Origin of the sequence: Acidaminococcus massiliensis (assembly GCF_900095825.1) — a bacterium.
In the GTDB taxonomy this organism is placed as follows: Bacteria; Bacillota; Negativicutes; order Acidaminococcales; family Acidaminococcaceae; genus Acidaminococcus; species Acidaminococcus massiliensis.
On the sequence record NZ_LT608315.1, the window covers coordinates 2,510,874 to 2,535,271 of the forward strand.

General features: G+C 48.9%; 20 protein-coding genes, 2 tRNA genes, 1 pseudogene and 1 CRISPR repeat array. Of the genes and pseudogenes, 7 read left to right on the forward strand and 16 right to left on the reverse strand.

Going from position 1 to position 24,398, the window contains the following annotated elements:
- Positions 1–59: 59 nt before the first annotated feature.
- The 7 genes from BQ2657_RS12080 to BQ2657_RS12110 all read right to left on the reverse strand — a co-directional run bounded on the left by BQ2657_RS12080 (position 60) and on the right by BQ2657_RS12110 (position 5,304).
- Positions 60–758 carry a hypothetical protein gene (locus BQ2657_RS12080; protein ID WP_075580844.1) on the reverse strand — a complete coding sequence of 233 codons (699 nt, stop codon included), beginning with the start codon at positions 756–758 and terminating at the stop codon, positions 60–62.
- Positions 751–1,497: a DNA repair protein RecO gene (recO, locus tag BQ2657_RS12085; protein WP_075580845.1), complete on the reverse strand. Its 747-nt coding sequence runs from the start codon at positions 1,495–1,497 to the stop codon at positions 751–753. Before recO ends, BQ2657_RS12080 begins: the two co-directional genes overlap by 8 nt.
- Positions 1,487–2,371, reverse strand: a complete 885-nt coding sequence (locus BQ2657_RS12090; protein ID WP_075580846.1) for a hemolysin family protein — start codon at positions 2,369–2,371, stop codon at positions 1,487–1,489. Before BQ2657_RS12090 ends, recO begins: the two co-directional genes overlap by 11 nt.
- Positions 2,372–2,494: 123 nt before the next feature.
- Positions 2,495–3,421, reverse strand: a complete 927-nt coding sequence (era, locus tag BQ2657_RS12095) for a GTPase Era (protein WP_075580847.1) — start codon at positions 3,419–3,421, stop codon at positions 2,495–2,497.
- A 14-nt stretch (positions 3,422–3,435) separates the two neighbouring features.
- Positions 3,436–3,822: a cytidine deaminase gene (locus tag BQ2657_RS12100; RefSeq protein ID WP_075580848.1), complete on the reverse strand. Its 387-nt coding sequence runs from the start codon at positions 3,820–3,822 to the stop codon at positions 3,436–3,438.
- Positions 3,812–4,294: an rRNA maturation RNase YbeY gene (ybeY, locus tag BQ2657_RS12105; RefSeq protein ID WP_075580849.1), complete on the reverse strand. Its 483-nt coding sequence runs from the start codon at positions 4,292–4,294 to the stop codon at positions 3,812–3,814. The genes BQ2657_RS12100 and ybeY overlap by 11 nt, the downstream gene beginning before the upstream one ends.
- Positions 4,291–5,304, reverse strand: coding sequence for a PhoH family protein (locus BQ2657_RS12110; RefSeq protein WP_075580850.1), 1,014 nt, complete (start codon positions 5,302–5,304; stop codon positions 4,291–4,293). Before BQ2657_RS12110 ends, ybeY begins: the two co-directional genes overlap by 4 nt.
- Positions 5,305–5,435: 131 nt before the next feature.
- Here BQ2657_RS12110 and BQ2657_RS12115 point away from each other — a divergent pair.
- Positions 5,436–5,512 (forward strand) — tRNA-Val (locus tag BQ2657_RS12115).
- A 167-nt stretch (positions 5,513–5,679) separates the two neighbouring features.
- Here BQ2657_RS12115 and BQ2657_RS12120 read toward each other — a convergent pair.
- The 3 genes from BQ2657_RS12120 to rsmD are packed head-to-tail and all read right to left on the reverse strand — an operon-like array spanning position 5,680 to position 7,367.
- On the reverse strand, positions 5,680–6,243 hold the full coding sequence (locus BQ2657_RS12120) for a hypothetical protein (protein WP_232709087.1): 564 nt from the start codon (positions 6,241–6,243) through the stop codon (positions 5,680–5,682).
- On the reverse strand, positions 6,244–6,759 hold the full coding sequence (gene coaD, locus BQ2657_RS12125; protein ID WP_075580851.1) for a pantetheine-phosphate adenylyltransferase: 516 nt from the start codon (positions 6,757–6,759) through the stop codon (positions 6,244–6,246).
- Between the two features lie 53 nt (positions 6,760–6,812).
- Entirely contained in the window at positions 6,813–7,367 is a 555-nt protein-coding gene (gene rsmD, locus BQ2657_RS12130; RefSeq protein ID WP_075580852.1) for a 16S rRNA (guanine(966)-N(2))-methyltransferase RsmD, read from the reverse strand.
- A 62-nt stretch (positions 7,368–7,429) separates the two neighbouring features.
- On the opposite strand from rsmD, the gene BQ2657_RS12135 reads away from it, so the two are divergent.
- Together BQ2657_RS12135 and BQ2657_RS12140 are read left to right on the forward strand one after the other, a co-directional pair.
- Complete coding sequence (locus BQ2657_RS12135; protein WP_075580853.1) at positions 7,430–9,085, forward strand: DUF4127 family protein; 1,656 nt, start codon at positions 7,430–7,432, stop codon at positions 9,083–9,085.
- A gap of 24 nt (positions 9,086–9,109) precedes the next feature.
- A tRNA-Pro gene (locus BQ2657_RS12140) sits at positions 9,110–9,186 on the forward strand.
- 360 nt (positions 9,187–9,546) lie between these two features.
- A CRISPR array of direct repeats spans positions 9,547–11,014; the repeat unit is 28 nt; unit sequence TTTCTAAGCTACCTTCACGGTAGTAAGC.
- A 128-nt stretch (positions 11,015–11,142) separates the two neighbouring features.
- Here BQ2657_RS12140 and cas6f read toward each other — a convergent pair.
- The 6 genes and pseudogenes from cas6f to cas1f form a co-directional block, all read right to left on the reverse strand.
- Positions 11,143–11,715 carry a type I-F CRISPR-associated endoribonuclease Cas6/Csy4 gene (gene cas6f, locus BQ2657_RS12145; protein WP_075580854.1) on the reverse strand — a complete coding sequence of 191 codons (573 nt, stop codon included), beginning with the start codon at positions 11,713–11,715 and terminating at the stop codon, positions 11,143–11,145.
- 5 nt (positions 11,716–11,720) lie between these two features.
- On the reverse strand, positions 11,721–12,764 hold the full coding sequence (csy3, locus tag BQ2657_RS12150; protein WP_075580855.1) for a type I-F CRISPR-associated protein Csy3: 1,044 nt from the start codon (positions 12,762–12,764) through the stop codon (positions 11,721–11,723).
- Positions 12,748–13,680, reverse strand: coding sequence for a type I-F CRISPR-associated protein Csy2 (csy2, locus tag BQ2657_RS12155; protein ID WP_075580856.1), 933 nt, complete (start codon positions 13,678–13,680; stop codon positions 12,748–12,750). Before csy2 ends, csy3 begins: the two co-directional genes overlap by 17 nt.
- Positions 13,677–14,948 (reverse strand): type I-F CRISPR-associated protein Csy1, encoded by a 1,272-nt coding sequence (locus BQ2657_RS12160; protein WP_075580857.1) that lies wholly within the window; start codon positions 14,946–14,948, stop codon positions 13,677–13,679. Before BQ2657_RS12160 ends, csy2 begins: the two co-directional genes overlap by 4 nt.
- A pseudogene (gene cas3f / locus BQ2657_RS12165) lies at positions 14,941–18,234 on the reverse strand (type I-F CRISPR-associated helicase Cas3f); the annotation flags it as partial. The gene BQ2657_RS12160 and the pseudogene cas3f, both read right to left, overlap by 8 nt.
- A 49-nt stretch (positions 18,235–18,283) precedes the next feature.
- Positions 18,284–19,258, reverse strand: coding sequence for a type I-F CRISPR-associated endonuclease Cas1f (cas1f, locus tag BQ2657_RS12170; protein ID WP_075580859.1), 975 nt, complete (start codon positions 19,256–19,258; stop codon positions 18,284–18,286).
- 383 nt (positions 19,259–19,641) lie between these two features.
- Here cas1f and BQ2657_RS13460 point away from each other — a divergent pair, with 383 nt between their 5' ends.
- From BQ2657_RS13460 to BQ2657_RS12190, 4 genes are all read left to right on the forward strand, one after another.
- Complete coding sequence (locus BQ2657_RS13460; protein ID WP_261796530.1) at positions 19,642–19,770, forward strand: hypothetical protein; 129 nt, start codon at positions 19,642–19,644, stop codon at positions 19,768–19,770.
- Between the two features lie 539 nt (positions 19,771–20,309).
- On the forward strand, positions 20,310–20,984 hold the full coding sequence (locus BQ2657_RS12180) for a hypothetical protein (protein ID WP_075580861.1): 675 nt from the start codon (positions 20,310–20,312) through the stop codon (positions 20,982–20,984).
- 112 nt (positions 20,985–21,096) lie between these two features.
- On the forward strand, positions 21,097–22,143 hold the full coding sequence (locus BQ2657_RS12185; protein ID WP_075580862.1) for a metallophosphoesterase family protein: 1,047 nt from the start codon (positions 21,097–21,099) through the stop codon (positions 22,141–22,143).
- 1,055 nt (positions 22,144–23,198) lie between these two features.
- Positions 23,199–24,368, forward strand: coding sequence for an IS110 family RNA-guided transposase (locus BQ2657_RS12190; protein ID WP_075580863.1), 1,170 nt, complete (start codon positions 23,199–23,201; stop codon positions 24,366–24,368).
- Positions 24,369–24,398 lie beyond the last annotated feature (30 nt).

A 24,398-nucleotide genomic window follows, 5' to 3' on the forward strand; every position in this document is an offset into this window, starting at 1 on the left:
TCTCAAGGCCCATCAGGGCCGTGTCTGACTTCTTGTCCCATCCCGTCCTTCACTCTTCACTAGCTTCTCCCCAGCTCCGGGAAGATCCAATTCAGCACACCCAGCCAAGCAGCCCACAGTGCCGGATACACCGGCTCTGGCAGGACGAATGCAAAGGCCGTCAGACAGCTCCAGAACGCCGCCGTGAGCAGCAGCAGCCCGCCGTTGAACAGCATCCTGTGCTGGTAATGGGCCCCGCAGCGGCAGTATTCCAGTCCCAAGGCCAGATAGAACAGCTGCTGGAGGAAGGCGGCCCCCAAGGCTCCCCGATCCGGATCCGCAACGGCCCAACAGCCTCCCAAGGTCAACAGTACCGGCCAAATTGTCCACAAAATCCCCCGAGGCTGGCACATCTTCCGCCGGCCGAAAAAGTGCCAGACACTGTACCAAGTGCAGGGCACCGTCACCAAGAACCAAAGCTCCAGCAGGGGGTATTCCACCTTCAAGGGCCAGGCAGCCGGGAACAGATACAGGCTGCCCAGTACCAGAGCCAGAAAGGCCAGATGCCAGGCCCGTTCCCGTTTCTTCAGCCGTTCGATGACGGGCAGGGCCAGCCAGACACCGGACCCCACCCAGAACAAGAGGACCAGTTTCAGGGGAAAATACCAGTCCACCGCCGGCGTAGCAAAGGTGGTCAACGTGTTGAACACCAGCACCAGCCAAAAAATCAGGTCTTTCCGCTGGCGCAGGATCAGTTTGCCCAGCTGCCGGTTATCCATGATTCTGTTTCTCCATCTTCGCCAAAAATTCCAGGCTCCGCAGAGGCCGATCCGTCTGGTAGAGGATGAACTGGTAGAGGATTTTTTCCAAAGCCATCAGTTCCCTGCCCCGGACCGTGAAATCAGGAGGCGCCGCCAGATCCAGATGGAGCAGCTGGCCCATCAGGTCCCGGGTAGGCACTGTGAAGGGCAGTTCATCTCCCATGGCACATTTTTTGCACAGGAAGCCCCCCTCGACCAGGCTGAAATAGCCGTCTTCCTCCACCGGTTCCCCGCAGCTGGTGCACTGGTCTAGGATGGGGTTCAAACCGCACAGGGCCAGGAGCTTCAGCAGGGTGCTGTCGGTGACCAGCCGCCGGTTCCGTTTCCCCAGCAACCGGAACGCTTCCAAGAGAAGTTGGAACACTTCCTCCTGGGGTTCTCCTTCCCCCAGGAGATTTTCCGCCGCCTCCCCTATGATGGCCCCGTAGGCTAGGTTCTCCCAATCCATGGGAAGAGGCATTTCCAGGCTCTCACAGCTCCGGAGAGAAGCCACTTTCCGGCCGGGATTCAGCGTCACCTGGAGATGGGCAAAAGGCTGGACCAGCCTCCCGCTCTGGCTCCGGGGATAGGCCGCCCCGTAAGCCACAAAAGGGATCTTTCCATGTCCACGACAAAAGCAGACTGCGTACTTATCCGCAGTCTGCCAGTTTTTGACTCGGAGGATCACTGCTTCGTCTTGGAACACTTCACTGCTCATGGACAGCCGCTTCCTTCTTATCTTTTTTCAGAGGGATCACCCGCACCCGGAGGACCCGGAACCCGGTAGAATCCAGCACTTCGAATTTATAGCCGTTTTCCTCTACGCTGTCCCCTACCACCGGCTGCCGGCCGATGAGGCCGAACACATATCCTCCGATCGTGTCCTCTTCCGGATCGTCGAACTGGATCCCCATGATCTCCGAAACTTCATCCAGGAGTACCAGCCCATCGAACACATAGGATCCATCGGGCATCTTGTTGATTTCCGGCATATCCGCATCATGTTCGTCCTGGATATCCCCTACGATTTCTTCCAGCAGGTCCTCCATGGTCACCAGCCCTGCCGTACCCCCGTATTCATCTGCCACGGCGGCCATCTGCACATGCTTGTGCTGCATCAGCTGGAGGATCTTGGCGATGGACATGCTTTCCGGCACCACATCGATTTCCCGCATGATGGACCGGAGATCGAAGCCCGGCTGCTTATAGTCCGCATTCATGAACTCCCGGATATGGATCATCCCCAGGATATGGTCCCGATCCTCTTCACAAAGGGGATAGCGGGTATGCCCCGATTCCCGGATGACTTTCATATTTTCCTCGATGGGATCATCCACGAACAGGCAAACCATATCCTGCCGCGGCACCATCACCTCCCGGGCTACCCGGTCAGCAAAATCGAACACATTGTCGATGAGCCGGCTTTCCACCGGATCGATGCTGCCGCCTTTTTCACTGGCACTGACCATTTTCCGGATATCATCCTCCGAATGGCTGGTTCCCCGGTGGATCGGTTCTTCCCCCATGAAATGGTACAGGGCTTCCCCCACATGCCAGAACAGAAAAGCAAAAGGATATATGATTGGTTTCAATATGCGCCCAAGCGCAGGTCCCGCGTCTATAGGACATCTCTCCTTTAATCAGTTTGCTGGGAACTTCCCAGACAGTTACACTTTAAAATTATACACTTTTCTCCCGTACCCGGTCAATATGGATCAATATTGGGGACGCTCTCCGGCCAGTCCCAGCCGTTTCAGGTCCCCTTCTTTTTCCCGCCACTTGGGCCGCACCTTCACCCACAGTTCCAAGTACACCCGGCAGCCTAGGAAAGCTTCCATATCCGTCCGGGCCCGCTGGCTGATTTCTTTCAGCATCTTCCCTTTGGCTCCGATCAAGATGGCCTTCTGGGAATCCCGTTCCACGAAGATATCTGCCCGCACATACACCAGGCCGTTGGGCCGGTCCTTCATCTCCTGCACCTGGACAGCTACCGCATGGGGAACTTCATCCCGGGTCAGCTGGAGGACTTTTTCCCGGATGATTTCTGCGGCCATGACCCGTTCCGTCTGATCCGTATACATATCTTCCGGATAGAAGCTGGGCCCCGCCGGCAGGCAATGGATGATTTCCTGGAGCAGAGGGGTGAAATCCTGGTCTTCCAGCGCCGAAAGGGTCAGTACGCTGTGGAAGGGATATTCCTTCCGGAACTTGTCGATCAATGGCAGCAGTACCGCTTTATCCGTCAGCTGGTCGATTTTATTCAGGACCAGGATGACCGGGACTTTGCATTCCCCTTTCAGCCGGTCCAGGATCACCTGTTCTCCCTTTCCTCGTTTTTCCGAAGCATCCACCACAAAAAGCACCACATCCACTTCTTTGATGGCGTTGATGGCCGCCTGGACCATATGTTCTCCCAATTTATCCTGGGGTTTGTGGAGACCAGGGGTGTCCAGGAATACGATCTGGGCCTCTGGGGTACTCAGGATGCTCAGGATCCGGTTCCGTGTAGTCTGGGGCCGGTCAGAAATGATGGCCACTTTTTCCCCCACCAGTTGGTTCACCAGGGTGGATTTCCCGGCGTTGGGACGTCCCACAATGGCCACAAATCCAGAGCGATGCTGTTTGCTCTTCTGTTCTTCCATGATTTCCTCTTCTCTTATAATTCAAAAGCGTAGGGCAGCAGTTCCGCTGCCGTCATTTCTTTGCAGGCTCCCTGGAGGTTGGTCAAAAAGATCCGGGTGATGGCAAATTCCGCCATCACCTGCCGGCAGGCCCCGCAGGGAGAAACCGGTCCCGGCGTATCGGCCGTGACGCAAAGAGCCGTGAATTCCCGTACTCCTTCTTTCACCCCGGCAAAGATGGCACACCGTTCCGCGCACAGGCTCAGGCCATAGGAAGCATTTTCGATGTTGCAGCCGGTAAAGATCCGGCCGTCCGCCGCCCGGACGGCCGCTCCCACTGCAAAATGGGAATAGGGTGCATAGGCCTTCTCACGGGCTTGGCAGGCCGCTTCATACAGTTCCCGGTCCAGTTCAGCCTCCATAGTTTTCCTCCGCCAGGTCCAGTTCCCGGAGGATTTCCTCTTCCCGGGCCCGCATCACCCGTTTGTCCGCTTCTTCCATATGGTCATAGCCCAATAGATGGAGCATGCCGTGGACTGCCAGATAGGTCATTTCCCGGGTCAGTCCGTGGCCGAATTCTTCTCCCTGTTCCACCGCCCGGGGCGCAGAGATGATCACATCCCCCAGCAGGTGTTCCGCTTCCCCGTCCTCTACTTCCGGTTCTTCATCCCCTTCGTCCAGGGCAAAGGAAAGCACATCCGTGGGCCGGTCGATACCCCGGTACTCCCGGTTCAGGGTATGGATCTCTGCATTGTCCACAATGGTGATGTCCACTTCCGTATTGGGTCCCAAGGCTTCCTTCTTGGCCACGATTTCCATGGCCTTTTTCAGCGTTTCTTCCAGTTCTTCCGGAATGGCGATTTCCGTCTGGTTGTTTTCTAAAGTAACGATCATTTTCCTGCTCCTTTGTCCTTTCCCTCAGCCGCCGGCCGGTGTTCTTTCTTGGCCCGGTCGTATTTCTCATAGGCTTTGATGATGGCCCCGACGATTTCATGGCGGACCACATCGTGTTCTGAAAAAGAAACGATCCCGATCCCCGGCACGTCCCGGAGCACCTGGGCCGCATTCACCAGGCCGGACTGGCGTCCGCTGGGCAGATCCACCTGGGTAGCATCCCCGGTGACCACCAGCTTGGACCCGAACCCGAACCGGGTCAAGGCCATCCGCATCTGCTCTGCCGTGGTATTCTGGGCCTCGTCCAGGATGATGAAGGCATCGTTCAAGGTACGGCCCCGCATGTAAGCCAGAGGAGCCACTTCGATGATCCCCCGCTGGAGGTTCTTCTGGAACGCTTCCATCCCCAGCATCTCATAAAGGGCATCGTACAGGGGCCGGAGATAGGGATCCACCTTTTCCTGCAGGTCCCCGGGCAGAAAACCCAGCTTTTCCCCGGCTTCCACTGCCGGACGGGTCAGGATGATCCGCTCCACTTCCTTGTTCTTCAGCGCTTTCACCGCCATAGCTACAGCCAGATACGTTTTCCCGGTCCCGGCCGGACCGATGGCAATGGTGATGTCGTTTTGGGCGATGGTCTTCAGATAGCGCATTTGGCCCAGAGTCTTGGCCTTGACCTGCCGTCCCCGCACCGTTGTCAGCACCGTATCGGTAAAAAGCCGGTGCAGCTGCTCTTCCTGTCCTTCCAGCACCAGTTTCAGGCTGTATTTCACGTCATGGGCCGTTACCGGCAGGCCCTGCCTATACAGGTAAAGCAGTTCCTGGATCAGCTTCCCGGCCAGTTCCACATCCTGTTCCTTTCCCTGGGCGATCAGTTCGTTGCCCCGGGGGATCAGCTGGCAGCCCAGGCTCCTTTGCATCTGTCTCAGGTATTCATCCGTTTCTCCCAGCACCGCCACCATTTCCCGGGCGTCCTGGAAGACAAACCGTTTTTCCGTCACTTCAGACAAACTCCATTCCTCCTACTTCTCCAAGGATTGATTGACTGTCCTCTCCATTATATCGTTTCCCTGAAAAAAAAGAAACAGGAAACCCTATTGACAAAATGGCTCCTATCGTTTAGAATAGCATTGTTGCTTATGGAACTATAGCTCAGATGGTTAGAGTATCACGTTGACATCGTGGGGGTCACTGGTTCGAATCCAGTTAGTTCCACCATTTAAAAAGCAAAGAGGCACTGGCTCAGAGACGGGCAGTGCCTCTTTTTTGTCAAAGGACAGTCCAGGCAGCTTGTCATGATTCCATAATTTCCTGCAGCAAAAAAGGCTGCGGATCCTCCCGGCATTCCTGCCGGTAGCTTCCGCAGCCCTTTTGTATCGATTTCTTTATTTCTTTTCTTCCCCATCCCCTGCATTCAGCTGATGGTCTGCATCATAGGAGGATTTCAGGGCATTCCCATTGTCCTTTACGGCGCTCAGGGTCTTGGTCAGGTTCTCTTCCAGATAATTGAACACATCCATAGCGTACTGCATGGATTCGCTGTGGAGCTTCTCTGCATAGGCATCCGCAGCAGCCCGCATATCCCGGTCGTACTGCTGGGTGGTGGCGATGATGCCGTTGGCCTTTTCCTCGGCCGCCTTCACCACTTCTTCCTGCCGGACCAGACGGTCCGCTTCTGCCTTGGCCAAATCCACGATCCGTCCGCCTTCTGCATGGGCCTGTTCTACGATATGGTCTGCTTCTGCCCGAGATTTATCGATGATGTTCTTCTGTTCTTCCAACAGGTCATGGGCCCGTTTCACTTCCAGGGGCACAGCCGCTCTCAGCTTGTCCATCACCATGGTGATTTCGTTCTCGTCGATTACCACTTTGTTGACAAGCGGGATTCTCCAACCATCCGACAGAATGCTTTCCATTTCGTCCAAGATCTTATCTAATTCCATGACCATCTATCCTTCCTTTTTGTATTCAGTCTTCCTGTTCGAGGGTTTCCCCCGTTGCATGACCTCCGCCCGGATACAGTCCGGGACGAATCCAGTGATATCACCGCCAAAATAGACCATTTCCCGTACTCCGGAAGAACTGAGATAGGAATACTTGGCATTGGTCATGATGAACACCGTTTCCAGCCGTTCATCGATTTCCTTCATGAGCAGGGCCCGCTGGAATTCATATTCGAAATCCGTGAAAGCCCGCAGCCCCCGTACGATGAATTTTGCGCCCTCCTGTTCACAGAATTCATTCAGCAGACCGGAAAAACAGGTTACCCGTACATTGGGAATATGAGCCGTTGCCTTTCGGATCATGGCGACCCTTTCCTCCATGGAAAACATGGCCTTGTCTTTCGTCGGATTCACAAAGACGCTGATGATCAGTTCATCGAACATCCTGCTGGCCCGTTCAAAAATATCCAGATGTCCCATGGTAACCGGGTCGAAGCTGCCCGGACATACAGCTTTGCGCACGTTGTACCTCCAAAAGAAGCAGATTTGCTAAGTACCATTATAACAAAAACAATTCAGCTTTTCCACACTATTAAGGAGATTTTCGTATCTCCGTACTTTTCCTGCCGGAATTCCGTCCCTTCCGGCAGATAGCTTCCCGGATCCTCTCCCAGGGAATGTTCCAGCACCAGGAGCCCTCCCGGCTTCAATACCGGCCATTTTTCCAAAGCCTCCACCACTTTCTGGTTCAGCCCCTTATCATAGGGAGGGTCTGAAAAGATTACATCGAACTGTTTCCCCTGCTGCTCCATCATGGCCAATCCGTTCACCGCATCCGTGTGGATCAGTGTCACCGCTTCCCCTGCCCTTGCCTTCTCCACATTGGCCCGGACCAATTTCAGGCTCTCCCGGCTTTTGTCGAAATAGACGATCTGTTCCGCTCCCCGGCTCCAGGCCTCCAGCCCCAGATTCCCAGTGCCCGCAAAAGCATCCAGCACCTGGCTTCCAGGGATCCTGGCCTGGATGATGTTGAACAGGGCTTCTTTGACCCGATCCGCTGTAGGACGCACCAGATAATTTTTCGGTGTCACCAGTTTCAGTCCCCTGGCTTTTCCCGTAATGATCCGCATACACAAAACCTCTTCCGTAGGATATAATAGTATTTATCATTTTATGAAAGGAGTCCCCTGCTGTGAAGAAGAAACCCCTCCTGGCTTTCGCCCTGGGCTGCATCGCTGCTGCAGGTGTATTGTACCATACTCTGGCACCCAGAGGGGTTGTTTTTTCTCCCGGACAAGTACCTGCGGCGGAGAATTGGGCCCTTCTGCCCCTGGACAATCGGCCTCCCTGCCGGGATTTCACTGAGGAACTGGGAGCCCTGGGAGGCATCCATTTCACCGCACCTCCCAATGAGATCATGGACTGGTATGACGAACCGGCCCGTGTGCCGGAGCTGAAGAGTTGGCTGGCCGGCATCCTGCCCCAGCAGCAGGGAGCTTTGCTTTCCAGCGATCTCCTGATTTTCGGCGGCCTCCTCCATTCCCGGATGGAACCTCTTACGGACCAAAAAGCCGGAGACTTCTTCACCTATTTGGAAGAGCTGAAGGAAAACAGCCCGGATAAGCAATTCTACCTGTATTCCATCATCCCCCGGCTCCTGATCAGTGATCACGTGCTGCCCGACCGGTGGTACCAATGGCATCTCATGACCTGGACCATCAATATGGACAAAAAGATCCGGGGACTGCCCTACGACAAAGAGAACTACGAAGAAGTGAAGGCCCTGATCCCTATGGACCTGAAATGGAAATACATCACTCTGTACCGAGACAACGACCGGTTCAACCAGGAACTGGTCCAGTTCGTCACAGAAGAGAATTTGACGGATCTGGTGATCGGCCAGGACGATGCCCATCCCTACGGCCTGCCCAACTACAACCGGCTGAACGCTGGTGCCTACCCCCAGGCCTACGACCTGCACCCGCCCATCTACACTTCCCAGGGAGCGGACGAACTTGGAGCCCTGGCCGCCGCCCGGATCTACAGCCGACGCACCGGCTACCGGCCGAAGATCAAAGTCCTTTACGGGTCGGAGAAGATGAAGGACTACACCCTCCATTTCGTTCCCCTGACCCTGGGCCAGATCGCCGCCGAAAAGATCCAGCTGGCCAACGGCACCGCCACAGACTCCCTGGAAGACGCAGATTTCGTCCTGTATATCCACTGCGGCAGCGAAGAGCCGGAAGCCTATACGGCCATCGCCCAGGAGATCAAAAGACTGATGGACCGGAAGCCGGTGGCCCTGGTGGACCTGTCCACCCGTTTTTCCGCCGGGGACTGCATCCTGCCCCACCTGATGGCCAACGGGACGCCGCTCCCCCAGCTGCTGGCCTATTCCGGCTGGAATACCGCTTCCAACGCCATCGGTACGGCGGTGGCCCAAGGGACCATCGTATCCGGCCAGGCCCGAAGACTGCCCAAAGACCAGCTTCCGGCCTTGTACAGTGCCAATTTCCGGTTCAACTATGCCCGTTTCCTGGATGACTGGGCCTACCAGAAGCTGATCCGTCCCCACATGGCCGAGCTCCAGGAGCTGAACGGAGTGGACCCGGAAAAAGGCGGAGACTACCCCAACGCCGCCACCTGCTACCTGTCCCGGGAACTGGGGATCTATCACCAGGTTTTCCTGTGGTATTGCCGTCAGTTCCCCTATTACCAGGACGGCCGGAATGCCTATTGGTTCCGGGATGCCCAGTTCGCCGTGAACCTGCCCTGGGAACGTCCTTTCGAGATCCGGCTGAAGATTTTCCCGGAATTTGGCAAAGAACAGTTGACAAAAGCCAACTGAACCTCTATAATCTATTTGTGTTGTCGGGGCGTAGCGCAGTTTGGTAGCGCGCTTGGTTCGGGACTAAGAGGCCGCAGGTTCGAATCCTGTCGCCCCGACCATATTTTAAAAAGGACAGCCGTCACCTTCGGGTGGCGGCTTTTTGTATAGAAAGACAACAGAAGCCAGACCCGGCCCTTCGGGCCTGTCAGAAGTCAGATGCCAGCTTGTTGGCGATAAGCAGAAGGTCCCTGCTGCTACGCCGAACAAAGCTGACATCTGATGTCTCAAGGCCCGTCAGAGCCGTTTCTGAATTCTTATCAGGCCCGACCGGCGGCCGGGATGGGTTTGCCTTCGGCGAACCCATCGTATAATAGAGTTGTACCAGATATTCCCTTTTATAGTGAATTACGGTACGATTAGAATGGAGCTGTGGATCGGTTGCGAACCCCTCGTATAAAGAGCCTTTCCGCCCATGGCCATTTCTAAGCTACCTTCACGGTAGTAAGCAATCTATTTGACTGTCTTTGGAGCCACCTATATTTCTAAGCTACCTTCACGGTAGTAAGCGCCCCATTTAGCAATCTCTGGGGACTGCTTCGTTTCTAAGCTACCTTCACGGTAGTAAGCGCCCCATTTAGCAATCTCTGGGGACTGCTTCGTTTCTAAGCTACCTTCACGGTAGTAAGCATGCCGTACCGCAACGAAAAAAGACGGATACATTTCTAAGCTACCTTCACGGTAGTAAGCTATGGCTTATCTGGAAAGCCCGCTTCTCCCATTTTCTAAGCTACCTTCATGGTAGTAAGCTAGAAGTTGCCGGGGCTGGCGGAAGTAGTGGATTTCTAAGCTACCTTCACGGTAGTAAGCCCCACGTTCTTGCGCTCGGTACAATCGAGTATTTTCTAAGCTACCTTCACGGTAGTAAGCACGTCAGCAGCTTCACCTTTCCTTCCTCCAAATTTCTAAGCTACCTTCACGGTAGTAAGCCCACCTGTTTTGTGGCTGGCTGGCCAGTCGTCTTTCTAAGCTACCTTCACGGTAGTAAGCAAGGCACTGAAAACGGAGCGCTATCGCTACATTTTCTAAGCTACCTTCACGGTAGTAAGCTTTACCAAGGCTGTAGTTGACTCTATGGGAATTTTCTAAGCTACCTTCACGGTAGTAAGCCCATTGCTCTTGACCCACATCTTTTCGTTTTGTTTCTAAGCTACCTTCACGGTAGTAAGCGCACATGCAGAGAATCATTATCTGGACTGTGATTTCTAAGCTACCTTCACGGTAGTAAGCGATTTGGAGCGTACTACCGTGACGAAAGCAATTTTCTAAGCTACCTTCACGGTAGTAAGCGGAGATATTTGCAAGGACCAGAACGGCTACGTTTTCTAAGCTACCTTCACGGTAGTAAGCAGATGCCTTGAGGCCGTTGGTCCGTGCCAGCATTTCTAAGCTACCTTCACGGTAGTAAGCGAGGGTAGATCGGGAAGAAGATTTGTTAATCATTTCTAAGCTACCTTCACGGTAGTAAGCGAATATATCGTTTTTATAAAGTCGACACAGGTTTTCTAAGCTACCTTCACGGTAGTAAGCAATCATCTGTGCGCTGTTGTGAATCAGTCTAATTTCTAAGCTACCTTCACGGTAGTAAGCGGCATTGCCGTAGTGGTTCCGACAGCGCTCAATTTCTAAGCTACCTTCACGGTAGTAAGCTCCATCTTGTTGTCCCCGCTCGATGGGTTCATTTTCTAAGCTACCTTCACGGTAGTAAGCGTACCCACGTGCAAGACAATGCATTTCTTCCATTTCTAAGCTACCTTCACGGTAGTAAGCTTGGTATCCCGCTGGCCATGTTGAACCGGATGTTTCTAAGCTACCTTCACGGTAGTAAGCCGTGCTCGAAGCTGGGGAAGAGTTTCAGACTCTTTCTAAGCTACCTTCACGGTAGTAAGCTGTTCTGCATCCACAAAACCATTCGTATTTTCCTCGGTTTGAGGCAGAATTTCTTTTTTACCCAATTTATTTCGGATTTCCACAGGCCCGCTTAATACAAGGCCTGCGGATCCATTATGAAAATTGGGTTAAAATTCTGGGACTGAGGATTTGGCACTGAGGCCATAGGTTCCAAATCCATTGTTGGATTCTTCTTCAACAGTCTTTTTCCGGATAAACAAGGGAAAGAACTGTCCATTGGATAAACTTTTAATCTGGATGAAGGGTAGTTGATATTTTTCTGTCCTCTGTTTCATAAATTCCAGAGCTTCTTCATAGGAAGATTCCGGATGTCTTTTGGCATACCTTCTCGCTTTTTGCTCAACAGATGCATCAGGCTGATACCGACTGTATATCGCATACCCGGTAAGCCGTCTTACAGGGATTTTCCGCACAGAAACAATGTGTACGTAATCCCGCATTCGATTCAGCACTCTGTCCAGCTGCAGTGCTTCCAGCATTTCTTTTTTCTCTGCAAAGATCCGCATTTTTTCTCCCACTCCGTTTTCACTGTATTGAGGAAAAGAAATTCCGAACTCTGCATTGTTTTCTTTCTGCTGGTTTACAAAAGCAAGATGCAGCATTCCAAACAGCTTTGTCCATAAAAACGTCACCGGAACTTCACAGTCTGGAAGCAACGTGATTTCCTGGTAATATTCCATATCCATTACTCCTTGCTGTCACCAAATACACCGCCGCGGATCATTACAGCCATAACATAATCCTTCTCTTCGTCGGAAATATTTTTTTTATTGGACCAGTCATCAAAGAGCGTATAAAAGTCCTTTTTATTGTTGCTCCGAAATGCCCTTCCCATGGTGGAAACAGTCCCATAGGTTTCTACCGAAATAGGTCTATTCCAATCCTCTCCATACGCCGGATACCAGGTATCAATGGTGCGGATTGCATTTCCCAGTTTCTGAGAATGCATGGCAGCAGTGCCATAAGATTGATACAGGATTTTGCTCTTTCGGTTTTTCTTATCTGCAGATTCCTTATCTTTATCCGGAATCAGTTCCTGACTGGGGTAAACTTCCTGGCCCAATCCCATTAACGCATAGCCTTCCACATTGAGGACAATGTAATCCCGTTTCCCGGCAAGTGCCTCTGCAATGATTTGTCCCAGATCGTCAACAGAAGAATCCGTATTATCGAAATTTTCCAGAGAATATTGGTAAGGATCAAAAATCCATTGCCGGGATGCTCCCTGATTCTTATCATCGACAAGCGTAACCTTCACCTGGAGTTTTTCAGCGCCCACACGATTTTTCCAGAGAAAACGTCCATTGGCCAGATTTAAAGCATAGCGCTTTCCAAGTTCACTACATCCGGTTTCCTGGATATAAGATTTGGCCATCGTTACAAAATCATCGTAGCGTTTTTCATTATTACAGGCAACCGGATACTGGACCCCGGAAAGAACTTTCAGCGTAAAAGTCACCTTCAGGGTATCCTGATCTGGCTTCAGAGAAGCGGTATCCACCGTCTGCAAATTGGGTTTATTGACTTCAGCGTGCATTTTAGCCGGGTCGTTAACTGTCGTATCAGGGAGACGATTCGAAATTGTCCCCCGTACCGCTTTTTCTACCACTGGAATTTTTTCAGCCTTAGAATCCTTTGCATCCCACGTTGTTCCATAAAAATACCCGTCGGAGAGCACCAGTTTCTTCTCATAAGCTAGTACTGAAACCCTTTCATTTGTTTTGGCCATTTTCCTTTTCCTCCTCATGAATTCTATTTTCACAAAGGTAATATTGGGAACCTTTGTCGTAATGATAGTTCCACATAATTTCATCAATATCGTCAAACCGGATAGGCAGACGGAATTCCCCCAGTGTGACCACACTCTCTGTAAAACAATGGGGCACGGAAGGATCTCTCTGATTCTTAACAGCTTTCCCAGAAGGACTGATTCCATGAAATCCCACAGCAACAGGGACCAGCCAGACACTAACTGCCTTTGTGTATTTCCAGTTCAGAATCTCCCCACCTTCGTTTTTTACAGGCTCTTCTTTGATTTCCAGATAGTGCAGCAATCCATCTAGGCCGTCTGCCCCATTTTCCATTTCTTGTTGGAGCAAATCCCTTCGTTCGATTAAAACATAACCCGGCATGAGCTGCTTCAGAATTCTCTTCGCAGATTCCGCAGAATGCTCTTCCGCGTAAACGACTTGTACTTTGAGGACCTGCTCTATATCTCCTCCTGCAAACTTTAATTTTTGCAAACAGTGCCGTATATCCTCGCTCAATTGTTCTGTCTGGTTTACATCTGTTTTGCTCATTTCTATCAGCAAGGAGACGTCCAGATGAATTCTTGGTTCCTCTATAAAAGAAGCTTTTACAAATCCTGCTCCTTTTTTAACAAGTGGATTTCCTGTACCTGAAATATAATGATTGCTTTCAAAAGGTTTGTGATAAACCTGAAGTTCGGTATGGTGAAAAGAAACTGCCAGTTTATGGAAAGTCACCCTTGCATATTCGGGAATATGACGGATTGTCCTTTCCAAAGCATGCACCCCTCCTAACCATGCAGTCATGGCAGGCACCCCAACTGTGAAAGTGCTGCTCATAGCATTTGCGTTGTGTATCTTCAGATGGGACAATAAAAGATACTGACGGCTGCTCATGCATTTCTCATCTCCTCTCTTAAAATAGATTTCATACGGTATTTGAAGAATTTCAACTCCGCATCCTCTAACTTAACGCTTTCCTTCCTGGCTGCCCGTTTATAACTGATATCCAGCCATCTGGCGAATTCTTCACTGATTGAATCAATCCAGTCAACATTCTTTCTTTTATCCGTATAGAAATCATCCAGCCATATTTTCTGAGCCAGTGGCAATGCCCGATATTTTTCTTCTTGCGACCATCCAACGGGAAACTGTCTTATCTGGTCTGAACGAAAGATACATTCATCGATAATTTGATCAATGGTCTGTTTGATTCCATTACGGATGTGGACGTTATTCCATTGGATTTTAAACAGTTTATGTAAATGGTTTAACAGCACTTCAACAGAGCGGAAGGAGATTGTTTCTTGGAAGAAATTCCGTTTGGGCAGCCGTACGGCCTGGTTTGAAAATTCAGGCGGTAATGCTTCCAGCAGGTAAGCTTTTCCTCCATTGCTGTTATTCAATGTACTGATATTCTGGGGTTTTGTGCCTCCGAAATAGATGACTGCCCGATTGGGGATTCTCGAACAGGGCTGTCCGTACCTGTCACTTTTTTTATTATAAGAAGCCCAATTTTCCCGAATCCGTTGATCGATCCTTACCTTTAATGTTTCCATAAGAGAGGATGCCGGCATAACCGTCAGAAGATGGTAAGATCCTTCTTTCACCGGAAAATAAACCTGCTTCAGGATTTTTTCCGTAGCTTTTACGGTAATAGATGGCAGAGAATGGATTGCCTTAAAAATATCATTCTTTTGAATTCCAAACTGCCCAAGATTATTAAGGACCTTCTGATCTGATTCCAGTAGATGTTCCAACAGCATTCTGCCATCTTCCAGTTCCAGCTGAAGGAATTTAGCTACAGGCATATAAGCAGAAGAACTGCAGACTATATCCTTTATGCAATTCACATTGGACGTAACCACAAAGCCATTATTTGTCCAAGAACCTGCGTCATTGATGATAATCCTGCTGTCTGGATGCGTAAATTTCCCCACATGGGTACAAACCGTACAGTATTGAAAAAAGCCCAATAGTTTCAGCAAATAATCCTTTTCTGTCTGACTCTGAGCTGCTGCGATCCGGTCGTTAAATACTTTTATTTCAGCATCGGATAGTGTCGCTTCTGCTTCTTTGTCTTTCCGTTCTTTTTTTATTTTGTCAATATCCTTTTTAATCTGTTTCTGAAGACATTCTTCCACATATTCTGTCAGTTTACCCATGCTGCACCTCCTGACTGTCTTTTCGATACAAGCCAAACTGATCTGAATAAAGCCAGTGTTCATTGCTGTCATCAGATACTGGCATGCTCAATGTTCCATATCTTTCTGATGTTTCTCTCAGCTTCTTTTCATATTCTTCATCACCCAGGCCGATATTTCCTCCTGTCGTTGTTCTCAAAGCATCCAGATATTCCCTGCGGATCCAGAATCGTTTTTTCATATCCTCCGAAAAATCCGGTGCATCCTGAATCCCATATTTCATTGTACATTCATTATATTTTATACCATCTGATTCACAGAACGCCACCTTTCCAGCATCATAATAAGCGGTAATTTCTACCTCTTTCATCGTATTCCGCCTGAAAGGATTGATTTGCTGGGGAAGTCCTGTCATCCACCAGCATTCTTCATTCCAGCCATTGATACATTGTGGTCCTTCATCACTTTTACTGTTCAAATCTTCCATAACAGCCTGTTCTAAATCAATCAATCGTTTCATCGGTTCCAGGGGAGAGTTCTTTTGGATTCTTGGAATAGCATCAATGCGGTTCTTCAGTTTCTTTTCATCCAGGATTTTACACAGGTCATGGCTTTCCAGAATATATTTTCCATCTTCGTACCCTGGCCGGATAAAAGCTCTTTTCTTGTTCCGGATACCCCGGATATTGTATTCCATAATAGCCATATTTTCCGGTATGTTTTCCCTATTAGGCCGATGGCGGCGTACCCGCCCTGCTAGCTGGATAATGGAGCGATAAGAAGATGGCTCGACTACAGCCCAGTCAAAATCGTGATCACGGCCTACTTCTTCTACGGGAGTAGCCACTACCACAAACAGGATATTTTTTTCTTCAGCCTGGTCAATGTGATTTCGCAGGACCGGGTCATTCAATTGCACCCTGTCGCTTTTTTCCTCTTTCCTGTTTAAGATTTTATCCAGATATTTCTCCTGCAAATGCCGAAGAAGAAGAATTTGCCTGCTGTGGTACGTCATAAACCGAATTGTAGTATCGTCGGGAAAATCGCAATTCAATAAATATTGGCTCAATACAACACAGGGAGTGATATTGGCCATACGGACTACTCCATAAGAAATCTTTTTCCCTGTTTTTTCATCAATCACATGATTGGATTCATGCAATCGAAGCATCTGCCTCCGTATAGAGTCTAAATATTTTTCTTCGGCTGTTTCGCCGTCAATCGATACATCTGCTGCAGGAGCAATATATCCTCTCCGTTTCACTGGCTGCCGAATAAGACTCTCAACTCTTTTTTCGATAAACCGGGCATGTAAATGCTGATAGGCATCCCGTGCTTTCATGGGTTCCGTCATGGTACGGAACTCATCACAAATAACAGAAATGCATTGTCTGTTTTCCGAATGGAAACTGTTCCAGCACTTCAGTCCGTCCTGATAGGATTTGTACATCGCCTCTGCCAGATCAGAAGGAATCGTAGCCGATGAAATCAGCACATTTCTTCCATACATTCCTGCCAGATGCACTAAGCGGGCAATAGCAATCAGGTCTCCCGGACCAAAATCATCAATTTCGTCAATCACCAGATCGGAAGACAAAAGCCGCAGACACGGAAGAATGTACCTTCCCCCTCTGATGGTTTCTGTAGCTGACATCATGTGATCAATGGTCGTAACCAGGATTGGTTTATACAGGAATTCTTTATTCTTTAATGAGAAAGCAGCTTTTCTTTCATCAAAGAACAGGTTTAAAAAAGCCAGCTGTTCTTCATTGTTTGTATCGAACCAATTCAGTTTTTCTGGTAAAAGTGGTTCGTTTTCCCCGCAGTTTTCCTGATTCTGATCTTTCTTGTGCAATTCCATGACAGCCCGTGAACCAATTAAAACAGCCAGATCCTGCTGGCTCAGCTGCATCCGATTTTTATATTCATCACCGGTCTGAAGCGTCAACGTCCGTAATCCCAACGTAAGGACAAAACGAAGAGATTCCTGATCAGGAGAAATGGCTTTCATAATCTTGGCATTGGCAAATGTTTTTCCACATCCGGTACTGGCCATATTCACCACAAAGAAAGTATTTGGAGTATCACTCTGTTTACGAGCTTCTATAATTTTATCAACGGCTTTATCCTGCCAATGAAAAGGCTCCGGGCTTCGGTTTTTCAAGGCATGGATATCATAGGCTCTTTCCATATGATTGGTAAATCCGGGTAAATTCCAAGCTATTTTAAGAGCCTGTCTCATAACTCCCACCAGATGTTCTTCCAGCAACTGTTTTTTCTGACCATTCGGGGTTGTGTTTGCCCAAATATCGTTCTGATAAAATCGTTTTTGATTTTCTGCGTCTTTATCACAGGAAGAACAATAATGATCAGCCAGCATCATACACAGGCGAGCCTGGTGTACAATGAGCCGTAATGGAGAAGTCTCTTTATCCGCATAGTCCTCTTTCCAGATTTGTTTCAGACGCGAATAATCCTCCAGGAGTCTTTTACTCCATTTTTGTACATTCTTATACCAGATAGTACATTTTTTCCCTATCAACCCTTTGGTGAACTGAAAGCACTGCTCCAAATCCTTGGAAGAAGCCTGCGTTCCTGTTTCATATCCCCAATCCATCTGGATACTCTGAAACATACTTTCAAAGGTAGTTATTGCTGTACCTTCCGCTCCAATTCTTTTTTCTTTTATTAAATTGGGCATTCGATGATGCGTAAGGATAAGCCATTGTAGAATTTCAATAACAGGCCCATTCTGTTTCTTCTGCTTCCATTTATTATCCTCAGAAAGCGAACGAATTCTGGAAAGGAAATCCTGCTCATCCCATTTTCCGTCAGTAAGATCTTTTAACCACTGTTCTTCATCAGCACCTGACATTATTTCCAAGAGTTTACAGGAAATCCATTCATGTCTGACAGGATCTGCTATTGGTTTCCGGGAATTCAGCTTTTTCTGGAAAAAGTCATTCGTCTTTCCCAAATCATGGAATAAAGCAGCTAATGCTGTAAAATCCTTCACTAAATTGAAATACTGCCAGTCATTTTGCCACTCATTATGTGCCAAATTTTTTTCTGTGGTCCCGATCGGTACAATCCCATCTTCATTAAAACACTCTCGCCGCCCGACAATCCACAGGATTTCGCTCTGCCTGCGGGAACGGATCCAGTGACAGGCTACAGCCATATTTTTCGTGGCATTTTTTCGAAGTACAGCACGGACAGCATCCAATCCTTCCTGGGTAATCACAGTACGCCATACATCGTTGCCAATACGGTCCGCATAATTATCCAATATCCGTCTGACAGTTTCTTGCGCTTTTTTTCACTGCGGGAAACAAAAAGTACAAACATTTCATCACCTACGAATAAATTTGACAGCATTTCTCGACTTCTTCAAACAATACATCCATGGTCCTGTGTTCTGTGAATTTTTTCAGACATTGCTGTCTGAACTCTTTAGCACTTTTATTTTCACTGGCATAGATAAAACTCCAGGGAAGGACGATAGCATCCTTGATCAAATCCGCCACGTCAAAGACAAGAGCCCCTTTTCTCGTTTTCCCATGCATAACGGCAAATCCGTGAGGAATTCCCAGGACCCATAAGGTACAGGCTGCCTGTCCATAAGCCAGATAATTTCCATTATCCAGGAAATCATTTGCATCAGAAGCCTTGGAATCCACCTGTGCTTCGTGATTTCCATGCAATCGTACGAACGAAGAAATCCCTGTGGACTTTGCCGAATAGGAGTACAGTTTCCTCGTAAGCTCTGCTTCTGCCGTCAACAGCCGTGTCACTGAATCTGCCGTTTCTATTTTTTTACGATAACTATCTATCGCATTTTCTATCTCCAGATCATCCGCATAAAACTCTGCTTCCTGCAGGTCTTCATCTTCTGACCATACCTCTGTAATAAAATCACATCTTCTTTTCTGGAATTCTTTGGCAACACAAAGTCTTTTCTTTTCATCAAACCAGAAAGCCAGCCATTTCTGTACATATTGCGTAGGACGATATTCATTTTGCGGGCCTAGCCATTCTATATCCGTTCCTGCATATAAAGGCGTCCCGCCACCTCCAGAAAAGCCAACCATAACACCTGCGCTGCAAAGAAGCCGTACCGCCGCCTGAGTGATAGAAGTTCCATTTCCCAACAGAATAACCGTTGTATTGGCAATGGGAATGTTCCAGTACAGATTTCCCTTTTCAGTTTCTGTCAGATAAACAACCCTTCCGTTTTTTTGTAAGATACGGCATTTTTCCAGATAGTAGATATTAGCCCTTTTGGAATGAAGTATTTCTTTATAATCACTTTTTTCAAGAAGTTCACTCACAAATCTTCATCCTCTCACACAGTATTCTGTAAAATATGAGTCAAAAAAAGACTAAAGTACGCTTGGGGCCTTCCAGCCTGTTTCCAACTGTTGCTTTTTATCTATATACAACCTTAACTATACCATCTATATAAGACTTAATACAAATATTTGAAAAGATTAGGCGATGTCTACGGAATCATTACCAACGAATAATTTTTTCATCAACCAAGACTAAAATAATTTTTCAATTTTCACCATAAAAAACATCATTTGCAAATATCTTCCCACCTATAGAATACCATAGTTATTGTACAAAAATGTGGACAACTGATTGATTTCTCTTAAAATCATTTATTTTCTCTATTCTGCCGTATTAAAGGAAAGAAAGGACATGGTACCTGATGTTGGTGAAAGATGAAACTGGAAAACAGGAAACGATGGATGTCTATCATTCTATTTGGGGAAAGGCAAAATCCATCAAAGAAATGACCCTAACGCCTAAAAAGGAAAACCGTCTCCATGTTGGCTGAAAAATCCATAAAAAATAAAAAGGATTTCAAAGAAGGGAATTGTCCCGACTTAAAATCGCCCTCAACAAGCCGAAATTTTTATTTTCAACGGTGATGAATGCTGATGAAAGTAAAAATTGCCTATCCAAAGAAAATCCCCCGTCAAATCGCTTCACAAAGCGACTTTTGACAGGGGATTCAACGCAGATGCAGCTTTTTCCGTACCTGCTTTTGCATAATCTAGTAGAATTTCAATTGCACAGGAGGTGCAGCCATTTGCGCCCATGGGGTTTTCGGGAGCCAGGAATCACGCTAGGCTGTGGTTTTCCCGTCTTCCCGACCATATTTTAATAGGAGCAGCGCAGGGACGCCGTAGCAACCGGTTCACGACTTTTGCCATAGGCAAAATTTCGCCAGAACCGCCCGTTTTCACATTCATAAGCATTTGCCTGCAGCAAATGGTCTTCTTTTGCGTGAAGTGGGTTCTTAGGCTGGCTCTGGCATTTGGTGCTGTGATACAATATTAATAATTAGACTTCTTTAAACCAGGAGGTGCCTCATTGAATCTCCAACAAACCTTGCAACAGACCGACCTGCCCCGCCTGGCAGCCTGTGCAGCGCATCGCCACGTGGCTTCACAGGCTGGGTGGAATACGGTGGACACGTTTCTCTGTTACCTTTGTGAGCTGGAGCCTGTCCTGCCGGATGAAACAGAAATCCTGATTCCTGGAAGCTGGTATGATGCAGGAGAAAAGCACCTGACCGCCGACCTGTATCGGACCGCTGACCTGGAAAGGGCCCGGAAGGATTGGAAGCTGGAACGCTTCTACAGCCAGAAAGAACTGGCTTCCATGGAACCGGATGCACGGAAAGCGCTGTTCAACAGCCTGTCCCAGAACAGCCCTCAGGCTTTGGATTACACAGCTGCTCCGTGGGCGGAAACCCTAGCAGCGGAAGTTCGGATGCCGGACAGCTTCACACTGGAAGAACGGCTGGATTTTCTGGCAGCTGCCATGTTGGAAATGGCGTATTACGGATTTACGCCCGATGTCCATGACCGAAATGTGGAACGGCTGGAAGCTGCCGTCCGGGAATTGGACAAGGATAATACCACTGCTCCCTGGGAAACGGAAGGTTCTACCAACAAAACCTCCATGGAAACAGACCCGGATGAATGGATATACAGCATCCTCCAGCTCCAGGATACTGCCAGGATGCTCCAGGTGCTCTTCTGACGAGAGATAAGCCAAAATACAAAGCCCAGTGTACCATGAAAAGCAAAGCCCGTCAGAACGCTTCTAAAATGAGATTCTGACGGGCTTTTTACACCCATGAAAGGAAAGTATCATGATTTATCTCACAGGAGACACCCACGGCCCTCTGGATTTTGACCGGATCCGGCCGAAGAATCTGCTTTCCCGGGGCGTGGACTGCCAGCCGGAGGACATACTGCTTGTTTGTGGGGATTTCGGGATACCCTGGACGAACCCGGCCCAGGGCCCGGACCGGGAAATGCTGGAGGAAATCGCCCGGTGGCCCTATACGGTGGCCTTTGTGGACGGGAACCATGAGAACTTTGCCTTGCTCAATCAGTACCCGGTGGTAGCATGGAAAGGCGGACATGCCCACCAGCTGCTGCCCAACCTGTTCCATCTGATGCGTGGGGAGCTGTTCACCCTGGAAGGCCATACCTTCTTCACCATGGGCGGAGCCATGAGCACGGACCGTTGGATGCGGAGAGAAGGGATTTCCTGGTGGCCGGAAGAAATACCTTCCGAAGCGGAATGGCAGCACGCCTGGGACACCCTGGACCGGGCTGGATGGAAGGTAGACTACGTGGTGACCCACACAGTCCCCACCCGCTGGAAAATCCAGGGCGGTATGCGGATGGTAGCCCACCTGGGAGACAAATGCCCGGTGGCTCGGAAGCTGGAAGAGCTGGAAAGCCACCTCACCTATCGCCGCTGGTTCTTCGGCCATCTCCATGACGACCGGATTACCCAGGACGGGAAAGCCGTTTGGCTGTATGAGAAAGTGGTGGACCTGGAAGGGAACAGCAAATTCAAAGGGAATCTTTGGAAAAAGTTCCTGGAAGGCTCTTATACCTATCCCATGATCTGCCGACCTGGGCCAGAAAGAAAAGGTATGGCTCAACCGTTGCTGGCCCGATTTCCAGACTTTCCGGAAGGAAAAGAAACAGCAGTGGACCGGTTTGCGCCCGGTGTTGCAGGAAGCAAGACTTTGATACATCTGATTTTAAAGACAATGGGATATGGAAAGCCCCTTCCCTGTCCGGCATCTATCGAATCCCTGAAACAGCAAATGACATCAAACGAAGAACTCTGGATGGTAACGGTGCAGCATGGCGTGTTTTGGCGGGAGAAAAAAATCTGATAGTAGCCTGATTACTTCAGCCTTGCAAACGTAGGGAACTATGATACAATGAAAAAAGAGCTGTCCATTTGGTCAGCCCCGTTGTTAGAAGGTTTTAGAAAACCCGCCTATCGATTGAGGCCGATGGCGGGTTTTCTTATGCCCCCTTCTATACCTCTCTTGCAATCCCTTGTAACTGTGTTATAATGAAAATACAAATGGTGCTGTCTGGTGACGGTCAGCCCCATAGTTAGATCAGAATTAACCGCCTAGCCTGGAAGCATGGGGCGGTTAATTTCTTTTTTTGCAAAAGAAGTACCAGGACGATTAACAAAAATAAAGTTAGATTTGTTTCGTTCATGGCCCTCACCCCATCTCTGGGGCAAGATTTGACCGCCTACCGTATAGACAACACCGTGTACAGTATAACATATCGACATGGGATCCGGCAACGAAAGCCCATCCGCAAAAATCCCCTGTCAAAGCGCCTTACAGGACAGCTTTTGACAGGGGATCCGGAGCAGATGCAGCGTCTGGCACCTGCTTTTTCACAATCTATGGGAATTTCATTGCACAGGGGGTGCAGCCATTTGCGCCCATGGTGCGCCCATGGGATTTTCAGAAGCCGGAAATCACGACAAACCGTGGTTTTCCCGTCTTCCCGACCATATTTTAAAGAGGACAGCCGTCACCTTCGGGTGGCGGCTTTTTTTGCGAATGTATCGTTCATCGTGAGTCGTTCATCGTTTTGGAGGCCAGATGCCAGCATCTGGCTTTGAACGTATTGGCCCTCAGGGCGGCCGGGAGGGGTTTGCCTGCGGCGAACCCCTCGTATAATAGAGTTGTACCAGATATTCTCTTTTATAGTGAATTACGGTACGATTAGAATGGAGCTGTGGATTGGTTGCGAACCCCTACCGCTTGACGGTTTTCGTAGAGTCCGACCACAGACTTCATTCAATTTGTTAATGAGTTGGATACCGCTCGACGGTTCATATCTAGCGAGGATACATTATGATGAAGTCTCTGTGGCTTTGATGCACAGCTGCCAATTCAAAAAAAGGAGGTTGATTTTTATGCTTTGTATCGGAATTGACGTTGCAAAGCGGAAACATGACTGCTGTATCATTGACTCGGATGCATTGAAAACAGTTGAATCTTTTACATTTCCCAATTCACGGGAAGGCTTTGACATGCTCCTTTCCAAGATTTCTGAACTGGGCATTCCAAAAGATAAAATAAGAGTAGGATTGGAAGCAACCGGTCACTATTCCTCGAATCTCGCCCATTTCATCTCAGAACATGACCTTCCACTGCTCACTTTCAATCCGCTTCTCACGAATAGATACAAGCAAGGATTCAGCCTGCGTAAAACCAAGACTGATAAAGTCGATGCCTGCGCTATTGCACAGATGATTGTGTCAGGGAAAGGATCCCAAACCTACTCTTCTTCATTGTACCATAACGAGGAAATGAAATCACTCTCTCGTTACAGATCTCAAACCATGCAGAAGTGTTCCAAGCTAAAGATATCAGTTTCCCGTCTGGTTACGATTTTATTCCCAGAGCTGGAAGGGCTGACATCTTCCATCCATCTTGCTTCAATCTATGCGCTTCTAAAAGCCTATCCTGGCCATGAACAGATTGCTCATTGCAGCATGAAGCGGCTGACGCACCTGTTAAGTGATGCCTCCCAGGGGAGATTTGACAAAAGCAAGGCTTTGGAAATCCACCAGGCAGCATGCCGTTCTATCGGTAAAGTCTCGCTTTCGGCTTCTATGGAACTCGTCCATACCATTACGGATATTGAAGTGTTGAAGCAGCATATCGTTGAAATCGATGAGAAGCTTAAGGAAATGGTGGACCAGGAAGAATCTTCGATTATTGACATACCAGGGATCGGTTATACCCTTTGTGCCAGCATTCTGGGCGAAGTTGGTGATTTCAAGCGTTTTCCGGATGTCGACAAGCTCCTGGCTTACGCAGGGATGTCACCTTCCAAACATGACTCTGGAGACTACCATTCGAAGCATAACAAGATGGAAAAAAGAGGATCCCCCTATCTGCGAAAGACACTGTACCTTGCCGCCCGCCTGGTTGCACAGAACGTACCGAAATTCAAAGAATACCTTGAAAAGAAACTGTCAGAACACAAGCCTTACAAAATCGCTTTGTCCCATGTAGCCAAGAAACTGATCCGATTGATTTACCGGCTTGGTATTAGTGGCTGCCCTTATTTAGCCTGATTTTTTTAAGCCCACAAAAGGGGGCTTGGG

Coding starts and splice junctions, on each gene's coding strand:
- BQ2657_RS12080 (WP_075580844.1), bottom strand. CDS start 758: ATGGATAACCGGCAGCTGGGCAAACTGATCCTGCGCCAGCGGAAAGAC.
- recO (WP_075580845.1), bottom strand. CDS start 1,497: ATGAGCAGTGAAGTGTTCCAAGACGAAGCAGTGATCCTCCGAGTCAAA.
- era (WP_075580847.1), bottom strand. CDS start 3,421: ATGGAAGAACAGAAGAGCAAACAGCATCGCTCTGGATTTGTGGCCATT.
- BQ2657_RS12100 (WP_075580848.1), bottom strand. CDS start 3,822: ATGGAGGCTGAACTGGACCGGGAACTGTATGAAGCGGCCTGCCAAGCC.
- ybeY (WP_075580849.1), bottom strand. CDS start 4,294: ATGATCGTTACTTTAGAAAACAACCAGACGGAAATCGCCATTCCGGAA.
- BQ2657_RS12120 (WP_232709087.1), bottom strand. CDS start 6,243: ATGGTCATGGAATTAGATAAGATCTTGGACGAAATGGAAAGCATTCTG.
- rsmD (WP_075580852.1), bottom strand. CDS start 7,367: ATGCGGATCATTACGGGAAAAGCCAGGGGACTGAAACTGGTGACACCG.
- cas6f (WP_075580854.1), bottom strand. CDS start 11,715: ATGGAATATTACCAGGAAATCACGTTGCTTCCAGACTGTGAAGTTCCG.
- csy3 (WP_075580855.1), bottom strand. CDS start 12,764: ATGGCCAAAACAAATGAAAGGGTTTCAGTACTAGCTTATGAGAAGAAA.
- csy2 (WP_075580856.1), bottom strand. CDS start 13,680: ATGAGCAGCCGTCAGTATCTTTTATTGTCCCATCTGAAGATACACAAC.
- BQ2657_RS12160 (WP_075580857.1), bottom strand. CDS start 14,948: ATGGGTAAACTGACAGAATATGTGGAAGAATGTCTTCAGAAACAGATT.
- BQ2657_RS13460 (WP_261796530.1), top strand. CDS start 19,642: ATGTTGGTGAAAGATGAAACTGGAAAACAGGAAACGATGGATGTCTAT.
- BQ2657_RS12185 (WP_075580862.1), top strand. CDS start 21,097: ATGATTTATCTCACAGGAGACACCCACGGCCCTCTGGATTTTGACCGG.
- BQ2657_RS12190 (WP_075580863.1), top strand. CDS start 23,199: ATGCTTTGTATCGGAATTGACGTTGCAAAGCGGAAACATGACTGCTGT.